Annotated in this window: 19 protein-coding genes and 2 pseudogenes; 12 read left to right on the top strand and 9 right to left on the bottom strand. The window is 63.5% G+C overall.

All coding sequences use genetic code 11. The features are described from left to right. The first annotated feature begins 2 nt into the window (after positions 1-2). From ACVWVY_RS36405 to ACVWVY_RS36370, 8 genes are all read left to right on the top strand, one after another. A complete protein-coding gene (locus ACVWVY_RS36405; RefSeq protein ID WP_456630919.1) occupies positions 3-1,001 on the top strand; it encodes an ABC transporter substrate-binding protein in 999 nt (332 codons plus the stop codon). A 193-nt stretch (positions 1,002-1,194) separates the two neighbouring features. Next, positions 1,195-2,016, top strand: coding sequence for an ABC transporter ATP-binding protein (locus tag ACVWVY_RS36400; protein WP_456630918.1), 822 nt, complete (start codon positions 1,195-1,197; stop codon positions 2,014-2,016). Positions 2,017-2,028: 12 nt separating this feature from the next. Beyond that, positions 2,029-3,432 (top strand): hypothetical protein, encoded by a 1,404-nt coding sequence (locus ACVWVY_RS36395; RefSeq protein WP_456630917.1) that lies wholly within the window; start codon positions 2,029-2,031, stop codon positions 3,430-3,432. After that, the gene (locus ACVWVY_RS36390) at positions 3,429-4,580 is read left to right on the top strand and encodes a Gfo/Idh/MocA family protein (protein WP_456630916.1); all 1,152 of its coding nucleotides are present in this window, start codon (positions 3,429-3,431) and stop codon (positions 4,578-4,580) included. The genes ACVWVY_RS36395 and ACVWVY_RS36390 overlap by 4 nt, the downstream gene beginning before the upstream one ends. Positions 4,581-4,592: 12 nt before the next feature. Beyond that, the gene (locus tag ACVWVY_RS36385) at positions 4,593-5,786 is read left to right on the top strand and encodes a dihydrodipicolinate synthase family protein (protein ID WP_456630915.1); all 1,194 of its coding nucleotides are present in this window, start codon (positions 4,593-4,595) and stop codon (positions 5,784-5,786) included. Then, on the top strand, positions 5,786-6,649 hold the full coding sequence (locus ACVWVY_RS36380; protein WP_456630914.1) for a sugar phosphate isomerase/epimerase family protein: 864 nt from the start codon (positions 5,786-5,788) through the stop codon (positions 6,647-6,649). Before ACVWVY_RS36385 ends, ACVWVY_RS36380 begins: the two co-directional genes overlap by 1 nt. A gap of 235 nt (positions 6,650-6,884) precedes the next feature. Then, positions 6,885-7,175 carry a hypothetical protein gene (locus tag ACVWVY_RS36375; RefSeq protein WP_456630913.1) on the top strand — a complete coding sequence of 97 codons (291 nt, stop codon included), beginning with the start codon at positions 6,885-6,887 and terminating at the stop codon, positions 7,173-7,175. 197 nt (positions 7,176-7,372) lie between these two features. Beyond that, entirely contained in the window at positions 7,373-7,756 is a 384-nt protein-coding gene (locus ACVWVY_RS36370) for a hypothetical protein (RefSeq protein WP_456630912.1), read from the top strand. A 36-nt stretch (positions 7,757-7,792) separates the two neighbouring features. Here the strand turns inward: ACVWVY_RS36370 and ACVWVY_RS36365 are convergent, their stop codons facing one another. Next, a complete protein-coding gene (locus tag ACVWVY_RS36365) occupies positions 7,793-8,332 on the bottom strand; it encodes a c-type cytochrome (protein WP_456630911.1) in 540 nt (179 codons plus the stop codon). 79 nt (positions 8,333-8,411) lie between these two features. Then, positions 8,412-9,632 (bottom strand): cytochrome P450, encoded by a 1,221-nt coding sequence (locus tag ACVWVY_RS36360; protein WP_456630910.1) that lies wholly within the window; start codon positions 9,630-9,632, stop codon positions 8,412-8,414. Between the two features lie 304 nt (positions 9,633-9,936). Here ACVWVY_RS36360 and ACVWVY_RS36355 point away from each other — a divergent pair, with 304 nt between their 5' ends. The 4 genes and pseudogenes from ACVWVY_RS36355 to cnbZ all read left to right on the top strand — a co-directional run bounded on the left by ACVWVY_RS36355 (position 9,937) and on the right by cnbZ (position 15,907). Further along, positions 9,937-10,638 (top strand): TetR/AcrR family transcriptional regulator, encoded by a 702-nt coding sequence (locus ACVWVY_RS36355; protein WP_456630909.1) that lies wholly within the window; start codon positions 9,937-9,939, stop codon positions 10,636-10,638. 1 nt (position 10,639) lies between these two features. Then, positions 10,640-11,830, top strand: a complete 1,191-nt coding sequence (locus ACVWVY_RS36350; RefSeq protein WP_456630908.1) for an efflux RND transporter periplasmic adaptor subunit — start codon at positions 10,640-10,642, stop codon at positions 11,828-11,830. A 100-nt stretch (positions 11,831-11,930) separates the two neighbouring features. Beyond that, positions 11,931-15,026 (top strand): MexW/MexI family multidrug efflux RND transporter permease subunit, encoded by a 3,096-nt coding sequence (locus ACVWVY_RS36345; RefSeq protein ID WP_456630907.1) that lies wholly within the window; start codon positions 11,931-11,933, stop codon positions 15,024-15,026. Positions 15,027-15,164: 138 nt separating this feature from the next. Then, positions 15,165-15,907: pseudogene (cnbZ, locus tag ACVWVY_RS36340) on the top strand (2-amino-5-chloromuconate deaminase CnbZ). Between the two features lie 140 nt (positions 15,908-16,047). On the opposite strand, the pseudogene ACVWVY_RS36335 reads toward cnbZ, so the two are convergent. The 7 genes and pseudogenes from ACVWVY_RS36335 to ACVWVY_RS36305 all read right to left on the bottom strand — a co-directional run bounded on the left by ACVWVY_RS36335 (position 16,048) and on the right by ACVWVY_RS36305 (position 24,074). After that, positions 16,048-16,936, bottom strand: a pseudogene (locus ACVWVY_RS36335) (ABC transporter permease). Between the two features lie 3 nt (positions 16,937-16,939). Beyond that, entirely contained in the window at positions 16,940-17,881 is a 942-nt protein-coding gene (locus tag ACVWVY_RS36330; protein ID WP_456630906.1) for an ABC transporter permease, read from the bottom strand. A 25-nt stretch (positions 17,882-17,906) separates the two neighbouring features. After that, positions 17,907-19,418: an ABC transporter substrate-binding protein gene (locus tag ACVWVY_RS36325; protein WP_456630905.1), complete on the bottom strand. Its 1,512-nt coding sequence runs from the start codon at positions 19,416-19,418 to the stop codon at positions 17,907-17,909. 31 nt (positions 19,419-19,449) lie between these two features. Further along, a complete protein-coding gene (locus tag ACVWVY_RS36320; RefSeq protein WP_456630904.1) occupies positions 19,450-20,559 on the bottom strand; it encodes an ABC transporter ATP-binding protein in 1,110 nt (369 codons plus the stop codon). Beyond that, positions 20,556-21,545, bottom strand: coding sequence for an ABC transporter ATP-binding protein (locus ACVWVY_RS36315; RefSeq protein ID WP_456630903.1), 990 nt, complete (start codon positions 21,543-21,545; stop codon positions 20,556-20,558). Before ACVWVY_RS36315 ends, ACVWVY_RS36320 begins: the two co-directional genes overlap by 4 nt. Beyond that, entirely contained in the window at positions 21,542-22,252 is a 711-nt protein-coding gene (locus ACVWVY_RS36310) for a DUF1028 domain-containing protein (RefSeq protein ID WP_456630902.1), read from the bottom strand. Before ACVWVY_RS36310 ends, ACVWVY_RS36315 begins: the two co-directional genes overlap by 4 nt. Before the next feature lie 16 nt (positions 22,253-22,268). Then, positions 22,269-24,074 (bottom strand): gamma-glutamyltransferase family protein, encoded by a 1,806-nt coding sequence (locus tag ACVWVY_RS36305; RefSeq protein ID WP_456630901.1) that lies wholly within the window; start codon positions 24,072-24,074, stop codon positions 22,269-22,271. Positions 24,075-24,123: the final 49 nt, after the last annotated feature.

The raw sequence follows: 24,123 nt of genomic DNA, 5'->3' as shown, positions 1-24,123 counted from the left end.
CCATGATACGAACGACAGCGGCGATCTCCGCCGCCTTGATCTGGACCGCGCTTTCAGTGCTTCCCGCATCCGCCGCCGACAAGGTCGTGCTGATGCTGAACTGGTACGTCTATGGCGAGCACGCGCCGTTCTATTACGGCAAGGCCAAGGGCATCTATGCCGCCGAGGGTATCGACCTCGAAATCCAGGAAGGCCGCGGTTCGGCAGCGACCACGCAGGCGGTTGCGGCCAAGACCGCCAATTTCGGCTATGTCGACGTGCCGACCATGATGCGCGCGGCCGTGAAGGGCGCCCCGATCGTCGCCACCGGCGTGCTGTTGCAGACCAGCCCGATGTCGGCGATGGGCTTTGTCGAAAAGAACATCAAGAAGCCCGAGGACATCAAGGGCAAGACGGTGGCGATCACGCCGGCAGACTCGATGACGCAGATCTGGCCGCTGTTCCTGAAGAAGACCGGCCTGAAGGAAAGCGACTTCCAGACCGTGGCCGGTGACGGCCAGACCAAGCTCAACGCCGTCATCAACGGCCAGGCTGACCTCCTGCTCGGCTACGTCATGGACCAGTCGATGAAGATCAAGGACGCGACCGGCAAGGACGTCAACGCGATCAAGTTCGCCGACTACGGCATCAACATGGTCTGCTCCGGCGTCGTCGCCAACACCGAGTTCGTCAAGGCTAATGCCGATCTGGTCAAGCGCTTCATGTCGGCGACGACCAAGGCGGTCGAAGCCGCCGAGAAGGATGCCAAGGGCGCGGCGCAGTCGATCCTCGACGCCAACCCGAAGGGCGGCAAGATCGAAACGCTGACGCAAGGTTTTGAGCTGACGATCCCGCTCTACCGCACGCCGGAAACCAAGAACAAGCGGCCGTTCCAGGTGACCGACCAGAACATGACCGACACGGTCAATCTGATGGTCGAATACGGCGGGCTGGATGCCAAGGCCAAGGACAATCCGAAGGCGTTTTACACCAACGACTATCTGCCGCAGGGCGGTTCGTGAGCCATTGATGACGCAACCATCGTCGTCCCTGCGAAAGCAGGGACCCATAGCCACCGGCCTGCGTTGTTGCAGAAGGTCTCCATCCCCGTGCCCGAACGAAAGGGCACGGCGTATGGGTCCCTGCTTTCGCAGGGACGACAGCAACCTCCTGAATGGGCTTGGCTGAATGAGCGCTGTGACCAAGGCAACTAGTGTGGACCCATCAAGCGCTCACCTGCGCCTGGTGTCGGATCGCGCGGGCAGCGCTGCGCCGGGCATCACGCTGTCCGGCGTCTCGAAAACCTATCGCTCGCGCGACGGCGATGTGCCGTCGCTGCGGCCGCTGGATTTCCACATCAATGAGGGTGAGTTCTTCGTGGTGGTCGGCCCGTCCGGCTGCGGCAAGTCCACGCTGCTCAAGATGATTTCAGGCCTGCTCGCGCCGTCTGCCGGCGAGATCCTGGTCGACGGCGAGCAAGTCACAAAACCGCACGGCAATGTCGGCATCGTGTTCCAGAACGCGTTGCTGCTGCCATGGCGCAACATCCTTTCCAACGTGATGCTGCCGATCGACATGAAACGGCTGCCGCGCGACGAATATCTGCCGCGGGCGAAAGCGCTGCTGAAACTGGTCGGGCTCGAAGGCTTCGAGAAGAAACTGCCCTGGCAATTATCCGGCGGCATGCAGCAGCGCGCCTCGATCTGCCGCGCGCTGGTGCACGATCCCAAGATCATGCTGATGGACGAGCCGTTCGGCGCGCTCGACGCCATGACGCGCGAGAAGATGAACGTCGAGCTGATGCGGATCCAGCGCGAGACCGGCAAGACCGTGCTGCTGATCACGCATTCTATACCGGAAGCGGTGTTCCTCGCCGACCGCGTGCTGGTCATGACCGAGCGACCCGGCGCGATCGCCGCGATTTACGATGTGCCGTTGCCGCGCCCGCGCTCGCTGGATGCGATGGCGGATCCCGCCTTCACCGAACTGGTGCAGCGCATTCGCAAGCATTTCTTCACCCAAAGTGCGCTGGACTGAGACAGGTTTTCAATGCCGCTACGCTTGGCCGTAAAGGACATCTCCTTTTTTGAACGTCCGGTCACTTTCGCCCGGCCGTTCCGGTTCGGTGCGGTCGTCATCAACGCGACGCCGCAGGCTTTTGTGCGCGTCGAGATCGAGGTTGAAGGCAAGGGCAGCGCGATCGGCGCCAGCGCCGAGTTTCTGGTGCCGAAATGGTTCGACAAGCGGCCTCATCTCTCGCCGGAGGAAACGGTCACGGAATTGCGCCGCTCGCTGCTGATGGCCCGCGAGCTCTATCTGGCGCATTCCGGCTTCGCGACCGCGTTCGGCCTGCACGCAGCCTGCATCGGCGCGCAGGTCGAGGCGTGCGCCAGAGAAGATATCCCACCATTGGCCGCGGCCTACGGGCCAGCCGAAATCGACAAGGCGATCCTGGATGCGCTGCTGCGCTGTAGCGGGACCAGCTTCTTTGACGGCATGGCGGCCAATGTCGCCGGCGTCGATGCGCGTCTGTCGCGCGATCTCGCCGATGCCGACGTGTCGCAGTTTCTTGCAGGCCGCAAGCGGCTGGAGCGCGTGGCGATCCGGCACACGGTCGGCATGGATGACAGGATAGAAGGCGAGGGCGGCGTCGCCGACATCAGAGAAAACGCCGGGGCACGTTATTTCAAGCTCAAGCTCAACGGCGATCCCCAACATGACGCGGATCGCCTGACCCGCATCAGCAGGGAACTCGCCACGCTGCCCCATGATTACCGCGTCACGCTCGACGCCAACGAACAATATGCCGATCTTGCTGCGCTGAGCGCATTGGTCGATCGGCTCGAGCGCGACGCTGCGTTGCGGCCGATCGCACAAAAGCTCCTGTACATCGAGCAGCCGATGCCGCGCGATATCACCCGCCAAACGCCGCTCGGCGCGCTGGCGCGGCGCGACTTCATCGTCGACGAGGCCGACGATTCCTATGACGCGTTCCCGGTGGCGCGGGCGCTCGGCTATCGCGGCATTTCCTCGAAATCCTGCAAGGGCATCTACAAGTCCGTCATCAACGCAACCCGCGCGGCCAAGTGGAGCGCCGGCGGCGAGAAGTGTTTCATCGCCGGCGAGGACCTGACCTGCCAGGCGGGGCTGGCGGTGCAGCAGGATCTAGCGCTCGGCGCGCTGATCGGCGTCACCCATGCCGAGCGCAACGGCCATCATTACGTCGACGGCTTTGGCGATACGCCGGCCACCGAAGCGGAGGCGTTTCTCGTCAGCCATCCCGATCTCTATGCGCGCGACGGCGGCAAGGTCCGGCTCGCGATCCACGACGGCGATCTCCTGACGGGATCGCTGACCACACCGGGCTTCGCCACGACTACGCATCCGGATTGGTCCGCGATGTCGCCGCTCGAGCAGCCCACAGCCAGAATTCCTTTGGAGAAAGCAGTATGACGACCAAACGCCTCGGCCTGATCATGAACGGCGTGACCGGCCGCATGGGGCTCAACCAGCATCTGATCCGCTCCATCATCGCGATCCGCGACCAGGGCGGCGTGCTGCTCGCCAACGGCGACCGCATGCTGCCCGATCCGATTCTGATCGGCCGCGACGCGGACAAGGTGGAGCGGCTTGCCAAGCGTTTCAACGTCGAGCGCTGGTCGACCGATCTCGACAAGGCGCTGGCCGACAAGAACGATACCATTTTCTTCGACGCCGCCACTACGCAGGCGCGTCCCACGCTGCTGACCAAGGCGATCAACGCCGGCAAGCATGTCTATTGCGAGAAGCCGATCGCGACCAATCTGGATGAGGCGGTCGCGGTGCTGCGGCTCGCCAACGCCAAGGGCCTCAAGCACGGTACGGTTCAGGACAAGCTGTTTTTACCGGGCCTGAAGAAGCTGGCGTTCCTGCGCGATTCCGGCTTCTTCGGTCGCATGCTCTCGGTGCGCGGCGAGTTCGGCTACTGGGTTTTCGAGGGCGGCTGGCAGGAGGCCCAGCGGCCGTCGTGGAACTACCGCAGCGAGGACGGCGGCGGCATCATCCTCGACATGGTCTGCCACTGGCGCTACGTGCTCGACAATCTCTTTGGCGAGGTCGAGAGTATCTCGTGCCTCGGTACCACCGATATCCCTGAGCGTTTCGACGAGAAGGGCAAGAAGTACACGGCGACCGCCGACGATTCCGCCTACGCCACCTTCCGCCTCAAGGGCGGCGTGATCGCGCATATCAACATGAGCTGGGTGACGCGGGTCTACCGCGACGATCTCGTGACCTTCCAGGTCGACGGCACGCACGGCTCCGCGGTGGCGGGCCTGACCGATTGCGTGATCCAGGCCCGGCAGGCGACGCCGCGCCCGGTGTGGAATCCGGACGAAAAGCGCACCCATGATTTCTACGCCGACTGGCAGAAGGTTCCGGAAAACGTCGTCTACGACAACGGCTTCAAGGAGCAGTGGGAGATGTTCATCCGCCACGTCTGCGAGGACGCGCCCTATAAATATACGCTGTTGGAAGGCGCCAAGGGCGTTCAGCTTGCCGAATGTGCGCTGCAGAGCTGGCGCGAGCGGCGCTGGATCGATGTCGCCCCGATCAAGGTGTGAGGAGGCATAACCATGAACAAGCCTGTATTGCCGATGTCTTCACTGTCCGTGAGGTTGCCGACGGCGGATCGTTCGATCGAGACCTATCGTCTCGCAGCGTCGCGGACGTTTCCGGCGAAGCTCGAGGGCACACTCAATCGCGTGGCCTTCTCGGCCGCGCATGTGGTGGCGGATCCGCTGGCCGACAACGATCCGTGGCTGACATCCGCGATCGACTGGGACCGGACCATTGCCTTCCGCGAGCATATCTGGGACCTCGGCCTTGGCGTGGCGGAGGCGATGGACACCGCGCAGCGCGGCATGGGGCTGAACTGGCCGACCTCGCTCGAATTGATCCAGCGCTCGGTCAAGGCCGCCAAGGCCAAGGGCAACGCGCTGGTGTTTTCCGGCGCCGGCACCGACCACCTCGCGGTGGAGGATGCGAAGTCCATCGATGACGTCATCCGTGCTTACGAAGAACAGATCGCGGCGGTGGAGAAGGCCGGCGGCCGTATCATCCTGATGGCCTCGCGCGCGCTGGCAAAGCTCGGCCGCAGCGTTGACGATTACGCCAAGGTCTATAACCGTGTGCTCGGCCAGGTCCGTGAGCCCGTGATCATCCACTGGCTCGGCGACATGTTCGACCCGGCGCTATCAGGTTACTGGGGTACTGCCGACCTCGACAAGGCGATGGACACGGCGGTTGCCATCATCAACGCCAACGCGGCCAAGGTCGATGGCGTAAAAGTCTCGCTGCTCGACAAACAGCGCGAAATCGACATGCGCCGGCGGCTGGACAAGAACGTCAAGATGTATACCGGCGACGATTTCAACTATGCCGAACTGATCGCCGGCGACGACAAGGGTTTCTCGCACGCGCTGCTTGGCATCTTCGATGCCATCGCGCCGGCGGCGTCCTACGCGCTGTCGCGGCTTGCGGCCGGCGACGAGGCCGGCTTCCACGACGTATTGGGGCCGACCGTGCCGCTGTCGCGCCACATCTTCCGGGCGCCGACGCGGTTCTACAAGACTGGCATCGTGTTCATGGCCTGGCTCAATGGCCACCAGGACCATTTCACCATGGTCGGCGGGCAGGAGAGCACGCGCTCGACGCTGCATCTTGCCGAACTGTTTCGCCTGGCCGACAAGGCCGGGCTTCTCTCCAACCCTGAACTGGCGACACGGCGCATGAAGACGGTGCTGGCAACGCGCGGCATCGAGCCCTGATGCGCGATTTTTCTTCCGATCATCGCTGGCTGTCGCTGAATACGGCGACCGTCCGCAAGCAGGGCGATCTCACGGCCATCATCGAGGCCTGCGCGCGCCATGGCATCCGCGCCATCGATCCGTGGCGCGACCAGGTCGCGGCCGTAGGTCTCGACCGCGCGGTACGGGCGGTGCGCGACTCTGGGCTCGAACTATCGGGCTATTGCCGCGGCGGCATGTTCACGGCGGATGCGGCGCACCGCATCGAGGCGCGCGATGACAATCGCCGCGCCGTCGACGAAGCCAAGGCGCTGGGCGCGCCCTGCATCGTGCTGGTCGTCGGCGGCCTGCCGCAATATTCGCGTCCGGGCAGTGTTGCTTCGAAAGATATCGCAGCGGCGCGCACGCAGGTTTACGACGCCATCGCCGAAATGCTGGAATACGCGAAGCAGGCCAATATGCCGCTTGCGATCGAGCCCTTGCATCCGGCCTATGCCGCCGACCGCGCCTGCGTGAATACCACGAAGCAGGCGCTGGATATCTGCGACCAGCTCGATCCGCAACGCACCGGTGCGCTCGGCGTCGCGCTCGACGTCTATCACATCTGGTGGGATCCGGAATTGATGCCGCAGATCGCGCGCGCGGGAAAGGATCGCCTGCTCGCGTTTCACGTCTGCGACTGGCTGGTGCCGACAAAGGACATCCTCAACGACCGCGGCATGATGGGCGACGGCGTCATCGACATCACATCTGTGCGATCAGCGGTCGAGGCGCAGGGCTTTGCCGGCTATTCCGAGATCGAAATCTTCTCCAGCGACTGGTGGAGCAGGCCGATGGACGAGGTTATGCAGACCTGCATCGCGCGGCACCGGACTGTGGTCTAGCAGACTCCAGGCGAAGTCGCGCGTGCGTTGTGCCATCGACGGACGATGTTGTCTCGTAGTTGAACCGGCGCGCGTTGGTTTTCGAATAGCGTAGCAAGAAGCGACAGAATCCGGGTTCCAGATTTAACCTTTGTCCACGCTATTTAGCTTAACAAAGGGTTACCGTTGCGCCCGCGCGAGCTCCGGCGCTAGCTACACCGCACGGAGAACCTCTCCGATAGCGATGAGCGACAACATGAAAATCCTTTACGCAATTGCGACCCTCGCCCTGCTGTCGACGTCGGCGCAGGCCTGGCAGACGGTGGAACGCTGCACCTACAGCAAGTTTTATGGCAGGGTGTGCACGACGTCCTACCTGGATGATCCGGTGCGCAACCCGGCGCAGGATCAGGAAGACGAAAAGGCAAAGCGCGCCAGCATCGAAAAGTGGGAAGCGTTCTGCAAGCCGAAGCGTACCTATGACGATGAAGGTGTCGTCCGCCTGCTTTACGCCCGCAAGGGTTGCGAGTTCGGCCGCAGCGAATAATACGCTTTCGCTCCTCGCGATCAGCGAGGAGCATTCCGAGCTCGCTGGCTCGATGAACTCCGGCGCCTTGTCGCGCCCGTAAGACCGCTAAATCTTTATCGACCAAATAGCGAAGCGGTTAGTTACGCCGCTTTACGCCGCCTCAATGCTTGTCGGGCACTCCTGACATCCGGCATTCATTTCAAGAGGCAGTGTCCATGCGCGTCTTCATCGCAATATCGATTGTCGTCGCTTCGGTATCGTCCGCGTCTGCGCAATTCGCGATGGACCACGGCCGCGCCGCGGATGCCGCCCAGGCCGCCGCCGCGGCGCGGGCTGCCGCGGATGCCAAGGCCGCGGCCATCGCCTCCGGCGCGCCGCAGCTTCCCAGCCAGCAAACCAATTTCTATGTCGGCAGCGGCGGCACCGTGAAGATCGTGTCCCGGACAGCGGTAGTGCTGAGGGCCGATGAAGCCGCCGACCGGGCCGCCTGGAACGAACGCTGCCAGCCGACCGTCGTCGAAGACCGCGATGGCCTGCGCCGCGTGAAATATGCCGAACGGGATTGCGATCTCTCCCGCTTCAATACCGCCGGGAACTAGACGTCACGCGCATTCGAGGCCTCGACGCCTCTGGTATTATTGAGGTTGGGCAAGGTAGGCGATGATCTTTTTTCTATCGTCGCTCGATGAAAGCCCACCATACGGCTTCATGTTGTTGCCGGGTACGACCTCATCGGGATTTGCAATGAAGCGGTCGAGCTTCTCCTCATCCCAGACGACGCCTGCCTCTTTCATTGCGCTGGAAAACGCGTAGTCCGGCAGCGACCCTGCTTTCCGTCCGACAACCTTGTACAGGTTGGGGCCCAGCCGATTGTCGCCCTCTTTCACCACGTGACAGGTTCGACAGGCATTGTTGAACGCCAGTTGCCCCGAGGCGTCCTCCGTGCCTTGCGACGCCTGAGGAAGGGCGGAAGGCGATGGAAGCATGAATGCCATTGCGCTCAATGCCCCCGTCAGGAACATCCGGTTACGGCGCCGCACTGGTATGTCTCGCTCTTGGCCGAACGATCCGGTGGTCACCGTGATGGCGGAGACGCCAAGAAATAGCGCTGCAACGCGGACGACTCGCGGAAGCATGATCTCACTCCCTTGTGCTTCGCCGCCCGGCGATGTCAACGCGCAAGCGCAGAAATCGTTCGCTTGAAGTCTGCGATTGGGATTGCGATCTTGCGACGCAGGTGCAGTTCGCCCCGGCCTAGCTGACAGTGCACGGCACGCGCAGAAATCCGCGGAAGCGCACCCGGCCGCCGCGTACCGGCGCGCCGGCTAGCGCATAGTCCGGAAAGCGCGCGAGGAAGCGCGAGATTGCGATTGCGCCCTCGAGCCGCGCCAGCGCCATGCCGGCGCATTGATGCGCGCCAGTGCCGAAGGCGAGGTGCCGGTTCGGTGTACGGCCGATATCGAAACGTTCGGGATCGGCGAATTGCGCGGGGTCGCGGTTGGCGGCGCCGATGCACAGCGTCACTGGCGTCCCCGGTGGCATCGCGATGCCGCCGAGTTCGAACGGCTCGACGGTCATGCGGTTGCCGAGCTGGTTGGAGCTCTCGAACCGCAACATTTCCTCGACCGCGGTCTTGATCAGCGCCGGGTTCTCGATCAATCGCCGCTTCTCGCCTGCGTGGTTCGACAGCGCCACCAGTCCGTTGCCGATCAAATTGGTGGTGGTCTCGTGGCCGGCATTGAGCAGGAAGATGCAATTGTGCAGCAGCTCCTTTTCGGTCAGCCGCTCGCCATTGTCTTCGCCCTGAATGAGCCGGGTCAGCACGTCGCGGTCGGGGCTGCCGGGCTTGGCGCGCCGCCGCGCCACCAGCCCTTCCAGGTACGACAGGAAGTCCGCCACCGCCTTGTTGCCGCGGGCGAACGCGTCCGGACCAATCACCGGTTCCAGCGCGCCGAGGATGGCCAGCGACCAGTCGCGCAGGGGCTCGCGTTCGTCCTGCGGGACGTCGAGCAGATTGCCGATCACCTCGATCGGGATCGCAGCGGCGAAATCGTCGATCAGGTCCACCTTGCCCTTGGTGGCGATGGCGTCGAGCAGGCGGTCGACCAGCCGGACCAGATCGGGTTCCATGCCGGCGATCGCACGCGGCGAAAGCGCACCCATGATCAGGCGGCGGACGCGGGTATGGGCGGGAGGATCGTTGAAGACGAGGCTCGTGGTGTGATGCTCGTAGAGCAGGGAGTTACCGTATTTCGGCGAGAACTCCTTCTTCTTGTCGGATGAGAAGGTCTTGGTGTTCTTGTAGGCAGCGACCAGATCGTCGTAGCGCGTCAGGAAATACGAGCCGTTCGGCAGCCGCTTGACCGGATCGGTCTCACGCAGCGCGCGATAGGTCGGGTAGGGGTCGGCATAGAACTCCGGCGTCAGCCTTTCGAGGTCGAAGGTGGCTGCCAGTTCGCGCGCATCCAAATTCATGGCCCGCCATGCTCTGTGGGAAGATTAGGTAAGCAACCATCAAATTAGTCGCATTTGCAACTATCTTAAATGCCGTGCCCGAGGCGTCAAGCCGGAGCGTAGTTCCAGCCCCGCACGATCGGCGGCTCGTGGGGGTTGCGGCCGATCCAGGGGGAGCCGGAAGGGTGAGCGCTGAATTTGCGGAAAAACGGTGTCCGAACAAGGCGATGAGGTTGTGTCTTTGACGTCACCCCGCGGCAGATTTTGATTGGTGCGTTGCAATAGATCCTTGACTTCGCCAAGGTGAGTGATTACTCACGCCCCCATGTCCACCCTGCGCATGACCAGTGACTTGCGGCGGCAATTGATCCTGAGCGCGGCGAAGCGATGCTTTGCCCGTAACGGCTTTGCCGGCACCACGACCAAGAGCGTGGCGGCGGCCGCGGCCATTTCGGAAGGGCTGTTGTTCAAACACTTCCCCTCCAAGGCCGCGCTCTATGCCGAAATCCTTGCGGAGGAGTGCGAGGCCGATCCGGATTTCGCGCACCTGCTCGGCCAGGAGCCCTCAACTGGCACACTGGTTGAACTGGTCAAGGGCATGGTTGGCCATTTCATCGAAGTATCCGATGGGTCGGATCAGGAGGAAGCGCAGCGGCTGCGGCTGATGACGACGAGCCATCTCGACGATGGCGAGTTCGCGCGTCTGCTCTACGACAAGATCAGCGGCCTGATCGGGCCGGTGTTTGCCGCGTCGATCGAAAGCGCGATCGCGTCCGGTGACGCCGCGCGGGTCGGCAGCGATCCGCTCAACCTGTTCTGGTTCGCCCATCACACCGTGCTGATGTCGGCGCTGACGAGGCTTCCGGCCGTACCCTGTCTTTCCTACGGCAACGCCGCCGATCTGGAGCGGCAGCTGTGTCAATTTATCCTGCGCGGCATCGGACTTAACGAAGCCGCAATTGCTTCTCACCTGGACGGCGAGCTGTCACCGAATTCGGGACAATCGGTAACTGCAGAAAGTGCATGACATGAATATCGTGACTGAACCCAAACTTTCGGGCAAACCGATTGCGGACAAGCCGCACAAGCGGCCGGTGCGGCTGGTGCGCTGGTTCCTTATCGTTGGGTTGCTGCTTGCGGCCATCGTAAGCGGTCTGGGGTTCTTCAAGTTCGTCTTTCTGCCCAACCTGTTCAAAGAGATCTTCAGCAAGCCGCCTCCGCCGAGCAACGTCAGTATCGCCACGGCCAAGTCCGAAACCATTCCGAACCTCCTGACCGCGGTCGGCGATCTCGCCGCCGTGCATCAGGTCAACGTGACCTCCGACGTGAACGGCCGCATCACCGAGATCCAGTTCACGGCGGGCGCCAGCGTGAAGGAAGGCACGCCGCTGGTGCAGTTGTTCGATGGTCCCGAGCAGGGCGACCTTGCCAACTTCAAGGCCCAGCAGCGGGTGGCGCAGATATCGCTGGATCGCGCCAAGCAACTGGCCGAACGCCAGGTCGGACCGCAGGCGACGGTGGACACCGCCCAGGCTGCGTTCGATCAGGCCAGCGCCGGCATCGCCAAGACGGAAGCCATCATCTCGCAAAAGCTGGTACGGGCTCCGTTCACCGGTGAACTCGGCGTTCGCAAGGTCGAGGTCGGACAATATCTGACCGCGGGCACGCAGATCGTTTCGTTGACCGATCTGTCGGCGCTGTATGCCAACTTCACCGTGACGGAAAAGGATTCCGCCCAGCTCAAGGTCGGTCAGACCGTTCGCATCGCGGTCGACGCCTATCCGGGCCGTGCCTTCGAGGGCAAGATCACCACCATCGAGCCGCAGATCGCGACCGAGACGCGCAACATCCGCGTTCAGGCGACGATGCAGAATCCGGACAAGATCCTCAAGCCCGGCATGTTCGCGACTACCACCATTGTCCTGCCGGACAAGCCGCCTGTCATCACCGTCCCCGAAACCGCGGTCGACTACACGCTGTATGGCGACTCGGTCTATCTCCTCACTGAGAAGGAAGAGGATGGCAAGACCAAGCTCACGGTGACGCGGACCTTCGTGCAGACCGGCAACCGTGTCGAGGGACGCGCCGAAATCCTGAAAGGGTTGAAGGACGGCGACCGCGTCGTGGCCGTGGGCCAGCTCAAGCTGCAATCGGGGTCGGCGGTCACGATCTCGAACGATCCGGTGCCGCCGATTCCGGCCAAGCCGCCGCGCTATTGACGCGTGACGCGGTCCCACAGGGACCGCGCTGACGAGAGACGGGCAGCGGTCTTCGAGACCGCGCCCGGAAAAATGCTGAACTCAGCGGGATAATTTTGCGATGGCCTTAACCGATATCTTCATCAAGCGTCCGGTCCTGTCGGTCGTCGTCAGCCTGCTGATCCTCCTGATCGGTCTGCGGGCGGCCAGCGTATTGCCGATCCGGCAATATCCGAAGCTGTCGAACACGGTGGTCAACGTCACGACCGTGTATCCGGGTGCATCGGCCAACCTGATTCAGGGCTTCATCACCACGCCGATCGAACAGGCGGTCGCCTCCGCCGAGGGCGTCGACTACATCACCTCGTCGTCGGTGCAGGGCACCAGCACGATCCAGGTCTACATCAAGCTGAACTTCGACCCGAACCAGGCGCTCACCGAAGTTCTCGCCAAGGTGAACTCGGTCCGGTACCTGATCCCGAAGGAATCGAACGACCCGATCGTAACCAAGACGACCGGCCAGACCACGGCCGTGATGTATCTCGGGTTTTCCAGCGACGAGCTCTCCGGCTCGGCGATCTCGGATTATCTGACGCGCGTGGTGCAGCCGGTGCTGTCGACGGTCGACGGCGTGGCGTCGGCCGACATTCTCGGCGGGCAAACGTTCGCGATGCGGCTGTGGCTCGATCCGGTGCGAATGGCCGGCCGCGGCGTGTCGCCAAGCGACGTCTCGGCGGCGATTGCCGCCAACAACTTCCAGGCCGCCGCCGGTCAGGCCAAGGGCTACTTCATCGTCTCGAACATTCAGACCAATACGGACCTGCGAAACCTCGATCAGTTCAAGAAGATGATCGTCAAGTCCAAGGACGGCGGCTTCGTACGGATCGAGGATGTCGCGACCGTCGAACTCGCCGCCCAAAGCTCGGATGCGAGCGTCGCATTCAGCGGCGAGCGCGCGATCTTCATCGGCGTCCAGGCGACGCCGCAAGGCAACCCGCTGACGCTGGTCAAGGGCGTCCGCGCGCTGTTTCCGGAACTCGAACGCAACCTGCCGCCATCGATGAAGATGAAGGTGGCTTACGATTCCACCAGGTTCATTCAATCCTCGATCGACGAGGTGAAGAACACGCTGATCGAGGCGGTGCTGATCGTCGTGGTCGTGATCTTCCTGTTCCTGGCCTCGTTCCGCTCGGTCATCATTCCCGTGGTCACGATTCCGCTGTCGCTGATCGGCGTCTGCAGCCTGATGCTGGCGATGGGCTTCAGCTTCAACCTGCTGACGCTGCTGGCGATGGTGTTGGCGATCGGACTCGTGGTCGACGACGCCATCGTGGTGGTTGAGAACATCCATCGACATCTGGAGGAAGGAAAATCGCCGGTGCAGGCGTCGCTGCAGGGCGCGCGCGAAATCGTTGGTCCCGTGATCTCGATGACGATCACGCTGGCGGCGGTCTACGCGCCGATCGGCTTTCTCGGTGGCCTGACAGGTTCGCTGTTCCGCGAATTCGCCTTCACGCTGGCGGGCTCGGTGATCGTGTCCGGCATTATCGCGCTGACGCTGTCGCCGATGATGTGCTCGGTGCTGCTCAAGAGCGCGGATGATGGACGGTTCGCCAGGCTGGTCAATCGGGTGTTCGGCGCGATGACGCGTTGGTACGGCCGTCAGCTCGACCGCTCGCTCGACTATCGTCCGGTGACCTACCTGTTCGCAGTGACGATGCTCGGTATGGTCGGCTTCCTCTATTTGAACTCCGCCAAGGAGCTGGCGCCCGAAGAGGACCAGGGCATTGTGTTCTCGGTGACCAAGGCGCCGAAATACGCCAACATCGACTATGTCGACTTCTATGGCGAAAAACTCGACAAGGCGTTTGCCAAATTCCCGGAAACCGACCTGCGCTTCGTGCTGAACGGCATCAACGGCCCGCAGGGCGGCATTGCCGGCATGCTGCTCAAGCCGTGGGACGAGCGCAAGCGGTCCTCGATCAAGCTGAAGCCGCTGGTGCAGGCTGAAATCAGCAAGATCGAAGGCGTCCAGGCGTTTGCGTTCAACCTGCCGCCGCTCCCGGGCGGGCCGGGCGGCTTGCCGGTCCAGATGGTGATCAATTCGACCTCCGGATTCCAGGCCGTCTACGACCAGATGGCCAAGCTGAAAGACGCCGCGCGCAAGAGCGGCCTGTTCATCGTGTCCGACAGCGATCTCGACTTCAACCAGCCGGTGGTGCGCGTCTCCGTCGACCGCTCCAAGGCCAGCGATCTCGGCATCAATATGGCGCAGGTGGGTGCCACGCTGCAGACGCTGCTGGGCGGCAATTACGTCAACCGCTTCAACCTCGAGGGACGGTCCTATCAGGTGATCCCGCAGGTGCCGCGCGGCATGCGGCTGTCGCCGGAATCGCTCGGCGGCTACTATGTCCCGAGCAGCACCGGGCAACTGGTGCCGCTGTCGACCATCGTGTCGATCGAGACCGCTACCGATCCAAATTCGCTGACGCATTACAACCAGCTCAACTCGGCGACCTTCTCGGCCGTGCCGATGCCGGGCGTGACGGTCGGGCAGGCGGTGGACTTCCTGGAGGGCGAAGCGAAAAAGCTGCCCGCCGGCTTCGGTCATGACTACCTGGCCGATTCCCGCCAATATGTGCAGGAAGGCAACCAGCTCGCGATCACCTTCGGCTTCGCGCTGGTCATCATCTTCCTGGTGCTGGCGGCGCAGTTCGAGAGCTTGTGGGATCCGCTGGTGATCATGATCAGCGTTCCCATGGCGATGGTTGGTGCGCTGATCCCGCTGTTCTTCGGCGTGGCGACCATCAACATCTACACCCAGGTCGGCTTGTTGACGCTGGTCGGCCTGATCACCAAGCACGGCATCCTGATGGTTGAGTTCGCCAACGAACTGCAGCTCAAGGAAGGCCTCGACAAGCGATCGGCGATCGAAATGGCGGCGCGGATCCGGCTGCGTCCGATCTTGATGACGACGGCGGCGATGGTCACCGGCCTGATTCCGCTGTTGACGGCGACCGGCGCGGGCGCGGCGAGCCGCTTCTCGATCGGTCTCGTGGTGGTCGCGGGCATGTCGATCGGCACGCTGTTCACGCTGTTCGTGCTGCCGGCGGTCTATATCTTGCTGGCCACCAACCACCAGGCGAAGGCCGACTCGGCGCGGACCAAGGAGATCGACGATTTCGATCTCGGGAGACAGGGGCTCAAGCCGACCTGAGCCTTTTCCGCGGGGTAGAAAGATGCGGGCGACGGCAGCGGAATTCGCTGCCGTCGCTTTTTCGTGTCGGGGGATCATGCAGCCGGGCGACGCCGCCGGCTCTCCATGCTAGGAAACAAGAAAAAGCAGGGAGCCAACATGACGAGCGACTTTCCAGCCGGCAACTACCGCTTCATTCCGGCCGTGTTTCAGTATTCCGGCGGGGTGGCGGCCAACCCCGGCTATGAGATCGAGCGGGTGCGGTTCGACAAATGGGTGCCGCTGGCCGAAGGATTCGCGCAAATCGCAAAATACATTCAAGCGGCGGGCAGGCCGCTGACGTCGTTCTGCGCCTGCGAGCTGCGTTCACCGGCCGCATTACCGACGAAGGATTTCGCAATTTCAACCTGCACTACGTCAAGACGCTGGCGGAGTGGGGCATCTACGACGGCAAAACCAATCCGGTGGCGCGCAGCAACGTCTGTCCGGAGATCGATCCGCCCGCCGAGCCTTCGTTCTATGCTTTCTCGTTTACGCGGCCGAGCCAGGGCGCAACGTCGAGTTTTGTCATCGCAGGCAGCGGCGAGTCGCAGGAAGGCAATGCGAGCTATGCCGAGCGCACGGTGCGCTATCGCGACACGAGCCCCGAAGGCATTGCCGAGAAGGTCCGTTATGTCGCCGGCGTGATGGAGCGGCGCATGGGCGCGGTCGGGTTCGGCTGGAACGATGCCACTGCGGTACAGACCTACACCATCCACGATTTCCACCACGTCTTTGCCGAGGCGCTGGTTCGCCGTGGCGCCGCGCGGGCCGGATTGACCTGGCATTTTGCTCGGCCTCCGGTGATCGATCTGGAATATGAGATGGATTGCCGGCGAGTGCTGCGGGAGGTGGTGATCTAAGACCTCATCCTGAGGAGCCCGCACAGCGGGCGTCTCGAAGGATGAAGGCCCGCCTGTGGCTTCATGGTTCTCCCGGCGATACGAAGTATCGTCCGGAGACGGCGCTGAAGAAGCGCCTCCTCACCGTGAGGGTCTTGCGCTTACCGCTCCCTCGGATCCAGCGCGTCGCGCAGGCCGTCGCCGACCAGGTTGAACGACAGCACCACGAGAAAGATCGCGAACCCCGGCCAGACCGCCATCCAGGGTGCGTTGGTCAGGAAGCGCTGCGCTGCGTTCAGCATGCTGCCCCAGGATGGCGCCGGCGGCTGCTGGCCGAGGGCCGAGGAAAGACAGCGCAGCTTCCGCAATGATTGCGGCGGCGATTGACAGCGTCGCCTGCACCAACAGCGCCGGCATGATGTTGGGCAGGATGTGAAACAGTGCGATGCGCCAGCGCGGATTGCCCATCGCGCGCGCGGCCTCGACGTAATCCTCGACCTTCACGCTCATCACCTGGCCCCGCGTGAGCCGCACGAAGATCGGCGTCGCCGATATGCCGATCGCGATCATGGCATTGCCGAGGCTCGGCCCCAGAAACGCCGCCAGCGCAATCGCGAGGATGAGGAACGGGCAGGCCAGCATCGCATCCGTCATGCGGCTGATCAGGGCGTCGATGAAGCCGCCGCGATAACCCGACAACAGGCCGAGCGGTACGCCAATGGAAAGTGCGATCCCGACCGAGATGGCGCCGGCCAGCAGCGAAGCCCGCGCCCCGTAGATCACGCGGGCGAGAATGTCGCGGCCAAGTTCGTCGGTGCCGAACCAGTGCAACGCGGAAGGCGGCTTGCGCACCAGCGACCAGCTCGTCGCGATCGGCTCATAAGGCGAGATCAGCGGCGCAAACACCGCGAGCAAGATGAAAGTTGCGATCACGACGAGGCCCGCGACCGCGCCCTTGCGCTTGAACAGACGCCGCAACGCGCGCCGCGCCGGGCTCTCCAGTTCGTCCGAGACGGCAATCGGTAACGCGCTGAGCGTGGTGTCGGCCATCGCCTACGCCCTCAGCCGCGGGTTGACGAGGACATAAGCGATATCGGCAATGAGATTGAGCGTGATGTAAATTGTCGCCGTCACCAGCACGACGCCTTGCACGACCGCATAATCGCGATTGAAGACCGCATCGACGATCAGCTTGCCAAAGCCCGGTATCGAAAAGATCTGCTCGGTCAGCACCGCGCCCGACAGCAGCGTGCCCAGTTCGAGCGCGCCGAGCGTAATGATCGGCGTCAGCGCGTTGCGCATGGCGTGCTTGAGAATGACGGAGCGTTCGGAAAGGCCCTTGGCGCGGGCAGTGCGGACGTAGTCGCTTTCCAGCACCTGCAACATGGCGCTGCGGGTATGCCGCATCAGGATCGCGGCAATCGCGTTGCCCAGCACGAAAGCGGGCATGATGGTGGCGGCGATACTGGCGCGCCAGTTCTCGGTCAGCGGCACATAGCCCGATGCCGGCAGCCAGCCGAGCTTGATCGAGAACAGGAAGATCAGCATGATGCCGAGCCAGAAATTCGGCGTCGAGATGCCCCACAGCGCGAAGAAATTGGCGCCGTAGTCCCAGGCCGTGCCCTTCTTGACGGCCGACACTATCCCTGCGGGGATTCCGATCAGGAAGGCGATGATGATCGCCATCGACGCCAGTTGCATCGTCACCGGCAGCTTCTGCGCGATCAACTCGCGCACCGGCACCTTGTTGCGCAGCGACTCGCCGAAATCGCCCGATAACACGCCCTTGACCCAGTAGACATACTGCACCGGCACCGGCTGATCGAGCCGGTACTGCTGGCGGATCTGCGCGATCACGTCGGGGTCGCGTTCCTCGCCCGCCATCACCAGCGCCGGATCGCCCGGCAGCAATTGCTGCAGCGAAAAAATCAGGATCGAGACGAAGAACAGCGTCGGAATGAGCTGGACGATACGCCGTGCGAGGAAGTTCAGCATGGCGCGATCCCGGGTGTAGCAGCGCTCACTTCAGCTTCAGCCCGACGACGCGCACCAGTCCGTCCGGCATCTGCTTGTAGCCCTCGAGCTTGGTGGTATGCGCGATCAGGATGCGGCGGTGATAGATGTAGAGCAGCGGCTTTTCGTCCAGCACGATCTTCGCCAGTTTTTCATAGATCGCCTTGCGCTGCGCCTGATCCGTCACAAGACGTCCGTCGTCGAGAGCCTTGTCGGCCTCCGGATTGGACCATGCGCTGTAATTCTGCGGCGCGTCGGTTTTCTGGAAGATGTAGGAATTGCCGTCCGGATCGATCCGGCCGCTCCAGGCCAGCAGATAGGCCTGGTATTCTCCGGCCTCGGCCTGTTTCAATGACGTCGCGAACTCGGTGACCCTGAGCTTCATGTCGAAACCGGCTTCCGCCGCCATCGACTGGATCACCTGCGATGCCGCTTCGGTTTCCGCGCCTTTCGACACCATGAAGTCGACGCTGATCGGCGGCGTGACGCCGGCTTCCTTCAACAGCGCCTTGGCCTTGGCGACGTCGCGCTTCCGCACCGGAAAAGCCTTTTGGTAATAGGGATGGTCGGGGTTGACCCACTGGTTTCCGGGTTTGAACTCGCCGTTGGACACCACCTGGCTGATCGCGTCGCGGTCGAGCGAGAGGTCGAGCGCCTGCCGCACCTTGGCGGACTGGCTGAGCGGCCCCTTGGCCTTGTCCTTGCCGACGTTCAGCGTCACGCCCTGGTAGCCGAGCTCGATCGCGCTGGACAATTTCAGCTTCGAGTCCGACTGCACTTCCTTGAGGTCGGTCGCGAGCAGGCGTTCGATCAGGTCAAGGCCGCCGGATTTCAAATTGGCAAGGCGCACCGTCGCATCCACCAGCGGCAGGTAGACGATGCGGTCGATGTGGATATTGTCCTTGTTCCAGTAGTCGGCGAATTTCTCGAACACCATGCGGTCCTGCTGCACGCGTTCGACGAACTTGTATGGACCGGCGCAAATCGGGCGCAGCCCGAACTTGTCGCCGGCCTCTTTGGCGGCCTTGGGCGACACCATCATGCCCGCGCGGTCGGTGAGCTGCGCGACCAGCGGCGAGTAGGGCGCCTTCAATGCCAGCTTGATGGTGAGGGGATCGACGACATCGATACGATCGACGGCTGCCAGTTCCGGCTTTCGAAACGAGCCCGGGAATGTCAGATGCCGTTCCAGCGAAAATTTTGCAGCTTCCGCATTGAAGGGCTCGCCGTCGTGAAACTTGACGCCCGGCCTGAGCTTGATGGTGACTTCCTTGCCGTCGGCCGACGTTTCATGGCTCAGCGCGAGCTGCGGCACGATGTTGAGCTTTTCGTCGATGTCGAACAGCTTGTCGCAGAACGATGCGAACACGATGCGACCGACATAGGTGCGTGCCATGGTCGGATCGAGGATATCGGGGTCCTCGGCGAGCCCGATCCGCAGCGTGGTCTGGGCCTGAACGGTTGCCGGAAGCGACAGCAGCAGCGCCGCCGCGGTGACTGCCAAACGAATGATTTTCATGCTGCCATCCCTCTATCCACGATATCCACGATTACAGTGCCGCTGGCCGTGTCCCTGATACATCAACCCCGCCGCGGCCTGCACCTTCCGTGCCACCGCTGAAGGCGGCGACCAGTTTTTCCAGCACCGGCGAAAAGCCGCCATCGGCCGGCACGATATTCTCGGGCGCCGGCAATTCCGCCGTGCGGTGACAGGCGGTGGCGTGTCCCGTGCCGTCGGCGAGCAGCTGAGGAATTTCAGTGCGGCAGCGTTCGACGACGTAGGGGCAGCGGGTATGGAAGCGGCAGCCGGCGGGAGGATTGAGCGCGCTCGGCATCTCGCCCTCCAGCACGATGCGGCTGCGCTTGGCCTGCGGCTTGGGCACCGGAATGGCCGACAACAGCGCGCGGCTATAGGGATGCCGGGGTGCGGCAAACAGCGCGTCGGCGGCGGCGGTCTCGACGATGCCGCCGAGATTCATCACCGCGACCCGGTCGGCGATGTGTTTTACGACCGCAAGATCGTGGCTGACAAAGATGTAGGCGAGGCCGAGCCGGTCCTGCAGGTCGCGCAACAAATTGAGGATCTGCGAACGGATCGAGACGTCGAGCGCGGACACCGGCTCGTCGCAGATGATCAGTTTCGGCTCCACGGCGAGCGCCCGCGCAATCGCAATGCGCTGGCGCTGGCCGCCGGAAAATTCATGCGGATAGCGGCGGGCAAAGCGCAGCTCCAACCCGACCAGCCGCAGCAATTCTTCGACCCGCTCGTGGCGGCGCGCAGCCGGCACCAGATCGTGCAGCGCCAGCGGCTCGGTCAGGATCTGGCTGACGGTCATTCGCGGGTTCAAGGACGCATAGGGGTCCTGGAAAATGATTTGCGCGTCGCGGCGGAAGGCGCGCAACGCATTGGCGTCGAGCGCGCCGAGGTCGCGGCCTTCGAAGCGAACGGTTCCGGCATCCGGCTCGATCAGCCGCAGCACCAGCCGGCTCACGGTGGATTTGCCGCAGCCGGATTCGCCGACCAGCGCCAGCGTCTTGCCGGCCTCGACGGTGAAGCTGACGCCGTCGACCGCTTTGACATAGGCGGTGGGCCGGCCAAACACCGACCGCGCAGCGACGAAATGCTTCACCAGGCCTTCGACTTCGAGCAGGGCCGTCATGACACCAGCCGCTCCAGCGGCGCCCGGATGCAGCGCGAGGCGTGGCTCGGGCTCACGATGGCCAACGGCGGCGGCGCGGCGATGCAGGTTTCAAGGACGAACGGACAGCGCGCCGCGAAGCGGCAGCCGGATGGCGGGTTCGCCATGTTCGGCACCATGCCCTCGATGGTCGCCAGATGCGCGGCGCGGCGGTCGAGCCGCGGGATCGAACCGAGCAGGCCGACGGTGTAGGGATGCTGCGGATTGGCAAAGAGCTCGTCGACCGGCGCGCGCTCAACGATTTCGCCGGCATACATCACGGCGACCTCGTCGCAGACTTCGGCGACCACGCCGAGATCGTGGGTGATCAGAATGATTGCTGCGCCGCTGGCAGCTTTGAGTTCGCGCATCAGATCGAGGATTTGCGCCTGCAGGGTGACGTCGAGCGCGGTGGTCGGCTCATCCGCGATCAGAAGGCGCGGGTCGCAGGCCAGCGCCATCGCGATCATCACGCGCTGGCGCATGCCGCCGGAGAGCTTGTGCGGATATTCGTCGATGCGCTTGTCGGGCGAGGAAATGTGGACCCGGCGCAACAGCTCGACGGCGCGCTCGCGCGCCTGCCGCCGAGAGCCGCCGCGATGGCGCAAAATCGTCTCGATGATCTGGTCGCCGATGGTAAAACTCGGATTGAGCGAGGTCATCGGCTCCTGGAAGATCATCGCGAGCCGGTTGCCGCGCAGATCGCGCAGGGTTTCGTCGGGGACATCGAGCAGATCACAACCGTCGAAGCGGATCGAACCGGAGACCTCCGCCGAGTGCTTCGACAACAGTCCCATGATGGCGAGCGAGGTCACGCTCTTGCCGCAGCCGGACTCCCCGACCAGGCCCAGCGTCGCGCCATTGGCGACGCTGAGATCGACGCTGTCGACCGCATGCGTGGTGCGGCCGTCGTCGCCGTGGAAGACCACGCGCAGGCCCTCGATTTCGATCAGTGGGCTTGCCGTCATGTCTTGCGGGCCATGGCCGCCTCGATGGTGGCGTCGATGACGGCACGGTCGGTGATCCCTGCCGGATTGCTGCGCGTCGGCAGGAATGGGCGGAAATGCACCCAGCGCTCGCGGCTGACCTGTTCCAGACGCTCGAGTTCGGCAAGTGGATCGGTATGGTCGTCGACGCGCAGGTCGAGATCGGACCATTCCTCCTCGCCCTGGATCACCAGCGCGGCCGATTGCTTGCCGCGCTTGTCGCCGCCGGCGGCTTCGCCGGCCTTCATGGCCACGATCAGCCGTTGGGCGAACGGCAGGCTGGCATTGGCGATAAAAGCCCGCGCGGTATCGTCGAGCACGGCGGCGCCCGCCAGCATGTTGCCGGCAAGGGAAAAGCCGTCGCCCTGAATATGTCCGCACCAGTCGACGCATTCGGTGCCGGTATGCGCAGCGATCCGGCCCTTGATATCCATGACATGAAGCTGCCGGGCTTCGCGGCCGTCGTCGGTGGCAATCAGCGTGTCCACCACCTCGCGCGGCTCGCGCCCTTCGCGCAGCAGTTTTACGCCGTCGATGCCGTAATAAGGATTGACCAGCGCCTGCGTCGCGACGCCACCGATGCCGGGCGCAATGTGCGGCACGCGTGCGCCGACCGCAAAAAACCTTGTCGCAACCGCAATGCCGATTTGGCCGGTGAGGGGATCGCGGGCGATGATCGACCAGGTCATCTTGTCTCTTCTCTAACTATCGTCCGGCCGCGTAACCCTGCATACCCCTTGGGTTGGCAGCGGCGCGGCGGCGGCGGCCAAGTTTGGAGGCTGCGGTGAGGCGGCCTTCCGACCAGTCGGGGCCGATCTCGACGACATGGCCGCGACCCTTCAGGGTATCGACGGTCGCTTTCGGCACGCGGTTTTCCACCACGAGCACGCCGGGGCGCGCGGTGCGCGGCCAGAACGAGATCGGGAAATGCTCGGAGTGCCACGCCGGCGCGTCGATCGCTTCCTGCAGGTTCAGTTTGGCGTGCACATGGCGCAGGAAGAATTGCGTGGTCCATTGATCCTGCTGGTCGCCGCCGGGCGAGCCCCAGGCCATGTACGGCTCGCCGTCGCGCAGAGCCATGGTCGGCGAGAGCGTGGTGCGCGGCCGCTTGCCAGGCGCGAGCGCCGCCGGGTGATCCTCCTCCAGCCAGAACATCTGCGCGCGGCTGCCGAGGCAGAAGCCGAGTTCGGGAATGACCGGCGAGGACTGCAGCCAGCCGCCGGACGGCGTCGCCGACACCATGTTGCCGGCCTGGTCGATGATGTCGAAATGCACGGTGTCGCCGCGTACCTCGCCGAAGCGGCCGACGGTCGGCTCGCCCGCGCCCATGGCGCCGACCGCCTCGCGATGGCCTTCGGCACGGCGCAGCTTGACCACCGAGCCGAAACCTTCCACCGAGCCGGGCAAGAAATCGAGCGAGGCCTTGTCCTTGGAAATGAGCTTGCGGCGCGCGTCATTGTAGGCGTCCGACAGCAAGGTCTCGATCGGGATGTCGGTGAATTTTGGGTCGCCATAAAACTTCTCGCGATCGGCGAAGGCGAGTTTTGCGCATTCGATCTGCAGGTGGATGAATTCGGGGCCGGCGGGATCGAGTCCGTCGAGCTCAAAGCCCTTCAACAGCGCGAGCTGCTGCAGCATGACGGGACCCTGGCTCCAGACGCCGGGCTTGCAGACCGTGTAGCGGCCATAGTCGTAGGTCAGCGGCGCTTCGACGGTCGGCTGCCAGCGCGCCATGTCGTCGGCCGAAAGTACGCCGCGATGCGGCGAGCCGCTGACGTCCATGACGTCCTGGGTGCGGCAGAACTTGTCGATCGCTTCGGCCACAAAACCATGCGACCAGGATTTTCGCGCACGCTCGATCTGCGCGACGCGGTCGGAGCCGGCGCTTTCGGCTTCCTTCAGGATGCGGGCATAGGTTTCCGAGAGCTGCTTGTTGGTAAACAGCGTGCCGGGCCTCGGCACTTCGTTGTTCGGCAGGTAGACCGCCGCCGATGTCGTCCAGTGCTTGCGGAACAATTTCTCCACGACCTGGATGGTCGCCGCCGCTCGCTCGACCAGCGGATAGCCGTCTCGCGCGTAGGCGATCGCGGGCTCCAGCACGTCGCGCAGCCGCATCGTGCCGTAGTCGCGCAGCAGCAGCATCCAGGATTCGAACGTGCCGGGAACGCAGGCGGCGAGGAGCCCGGTGCCGGGCACCATCTCCAGGCCTTCGCCCTTGTAGTGGGCAATGGTCGCCTTCGCCGGCGCGGGACCCTGACCGCAGATCACCTCGGTGCGGCCGCGTTTGGTGTCGTGCACAATGATCGGCACATCGCCGCCCGGACCGTTCAGATGCGGCTCGACCACCTGCAGCGTGAAGGCGGTTGCAACCCCGGCGTCGAAGGCGTTGCCGCCTTTTTCCAGAATGCCCATGCCGACGGCGGTGGCGATCCAGTGGGTGGAGGTCACGACACCAAAGGTGCCTTCGATTTCCGGCCGGGTGGTGAATGGATCGGGATTGATGTTGCTCATGGGAGTCCGATGCGGTGCTGGTATCGCGATGCGCGCGCACTTGACCACA

The sequence above is a fragment of the Bradyrhizobium sp. URHC0002 genome, from assembly GCF_054059515.1.
Note: the sequence above shows the minus strand (reverse complement) of the source record. Positions and strands in the feature narration are given on the sequence as shown.

Bases quoted from the DNA above. Each gene is read 5' to 3' on its own strand.
- ACVWVY_RS36330 (WP_456630906.1), bottom strand. From the start codon at position 17,881: ATGCTGAACTTCCTCGCACGGCGTATCGTCCAGCTCATTCCGACGCTG.
- ACVWVY_RS36370 (WP_456630912.1), top strand. From the start codon at position 7,373: ATGCGCGTCTTCATCGCAATATCGATTGTCGTCGCTTCGGTATCGTCC.
- ACVWVY_RS36305 (WP_456630901.1), bottom strand. From the start codon at position 24,074: ATGAGCAACATCAATCCCGATCCATTCACCACCCGGCCGGAAATCGAA.
- ACVWVY_RS36315 (WP_456630903.1), bottom strand. From the start codon at position 21,545: ATGACGGCAAGCCCACTGATCGAAATCGAGGGCCTGCGCGTGGTCTTC.
- ACVWVY_RS36345 (WP_456630907.1), top strand. From the start codon at position 11,931: ATGGCCTTAACCGATATCTTCATCAAGCGTCCGGTCCTGTCGGTCGTC.
- ACVWVY_RS36405 (WP_456630919.1), top strand. From the start codon at position 3: ATGATACGAACGACAGCGGCGATCTCCGCCGCCTTGATCTGGACCGCG.
- ACVWVY_RS36350 (WP_456630908.1), top strand. From the start codon at position 10,640: ATGAATATCGTGACTGAACCCAAACTTTCGGGCAAACCGATTGCGGAC.
- ACVWVY_RS36380 (WP_456630914.1), top strand. From the start codon at position 5,786: ATGCGCGATTTTTCTTCCGATCATCGCTGGCTGTCGCTGAATACGGCG.
- ACVWVY_RS36320 (WP_456630904.1), bottom strand. From the start codon at position 20,559: ATGACGGCCCTGCTCGAAGTCGAAGGCCTGGTGAAGCATTTCGTCGCT.
- ACVWVY_RS36375 (WP_456630913.1), top strand. From the start codon at position 6,885: ATGAAAATCCTTTACGCAATTGCGACCCTCGCCCTGCTGTCGACGTCG.
- ACVWVY_RS36390 (WP_456630916.1), top strand. From the start codon at position 3,429: ATGACGACCAAACGCCTCGGCCTGATCATGAACGGCGTGACCGGCCGC.
- ACVWVY_RS36325 (WP_456630905.1), bottom strand. From the start codon at position 19,418: ATGAAAATCATTCGTTTGGCAGTCACCGCGGCGGCGCTGCTGCTGTCG.
- ACVWVY_RS36395 (WP_456630917.1), top strand. From the start codon at position 2,029: ATGCCGCTACGCTTGGCCGTAAAGGACATCTCCTTTTTTGAACGTCCG.
- ACVWVY_RS36355 (WP_456630909.1), top strand. From the start codon at position 9,937: ATGTCCACCCTGCGCATGACCAGTGACTTGCGGCGGCAATTGATCCTG.
- ACVWVY_RS36385 (WP_456630915.1), top strand. From the start codon at position 4,593: ATGAACAAGCCTGTATTGCCGATGTCTTCACTGTCCGTGAGGTTGCCG.
- ACVWVY_RS36310 (WP_456630902.1), bottom strand. From the start codon at position 22,252: ATGACCTGGTCGATCATCGCCCGCGATCCCCTCACCGGCCAAATCGGC.
- ACVWVY_RS36360 (WP_456630910.1), bottom strand. From the start codon at position 9,632: ATGAATTTGGATGCGCGCGAACTGGCAGCCACCTTCGACCTCGAAAGG.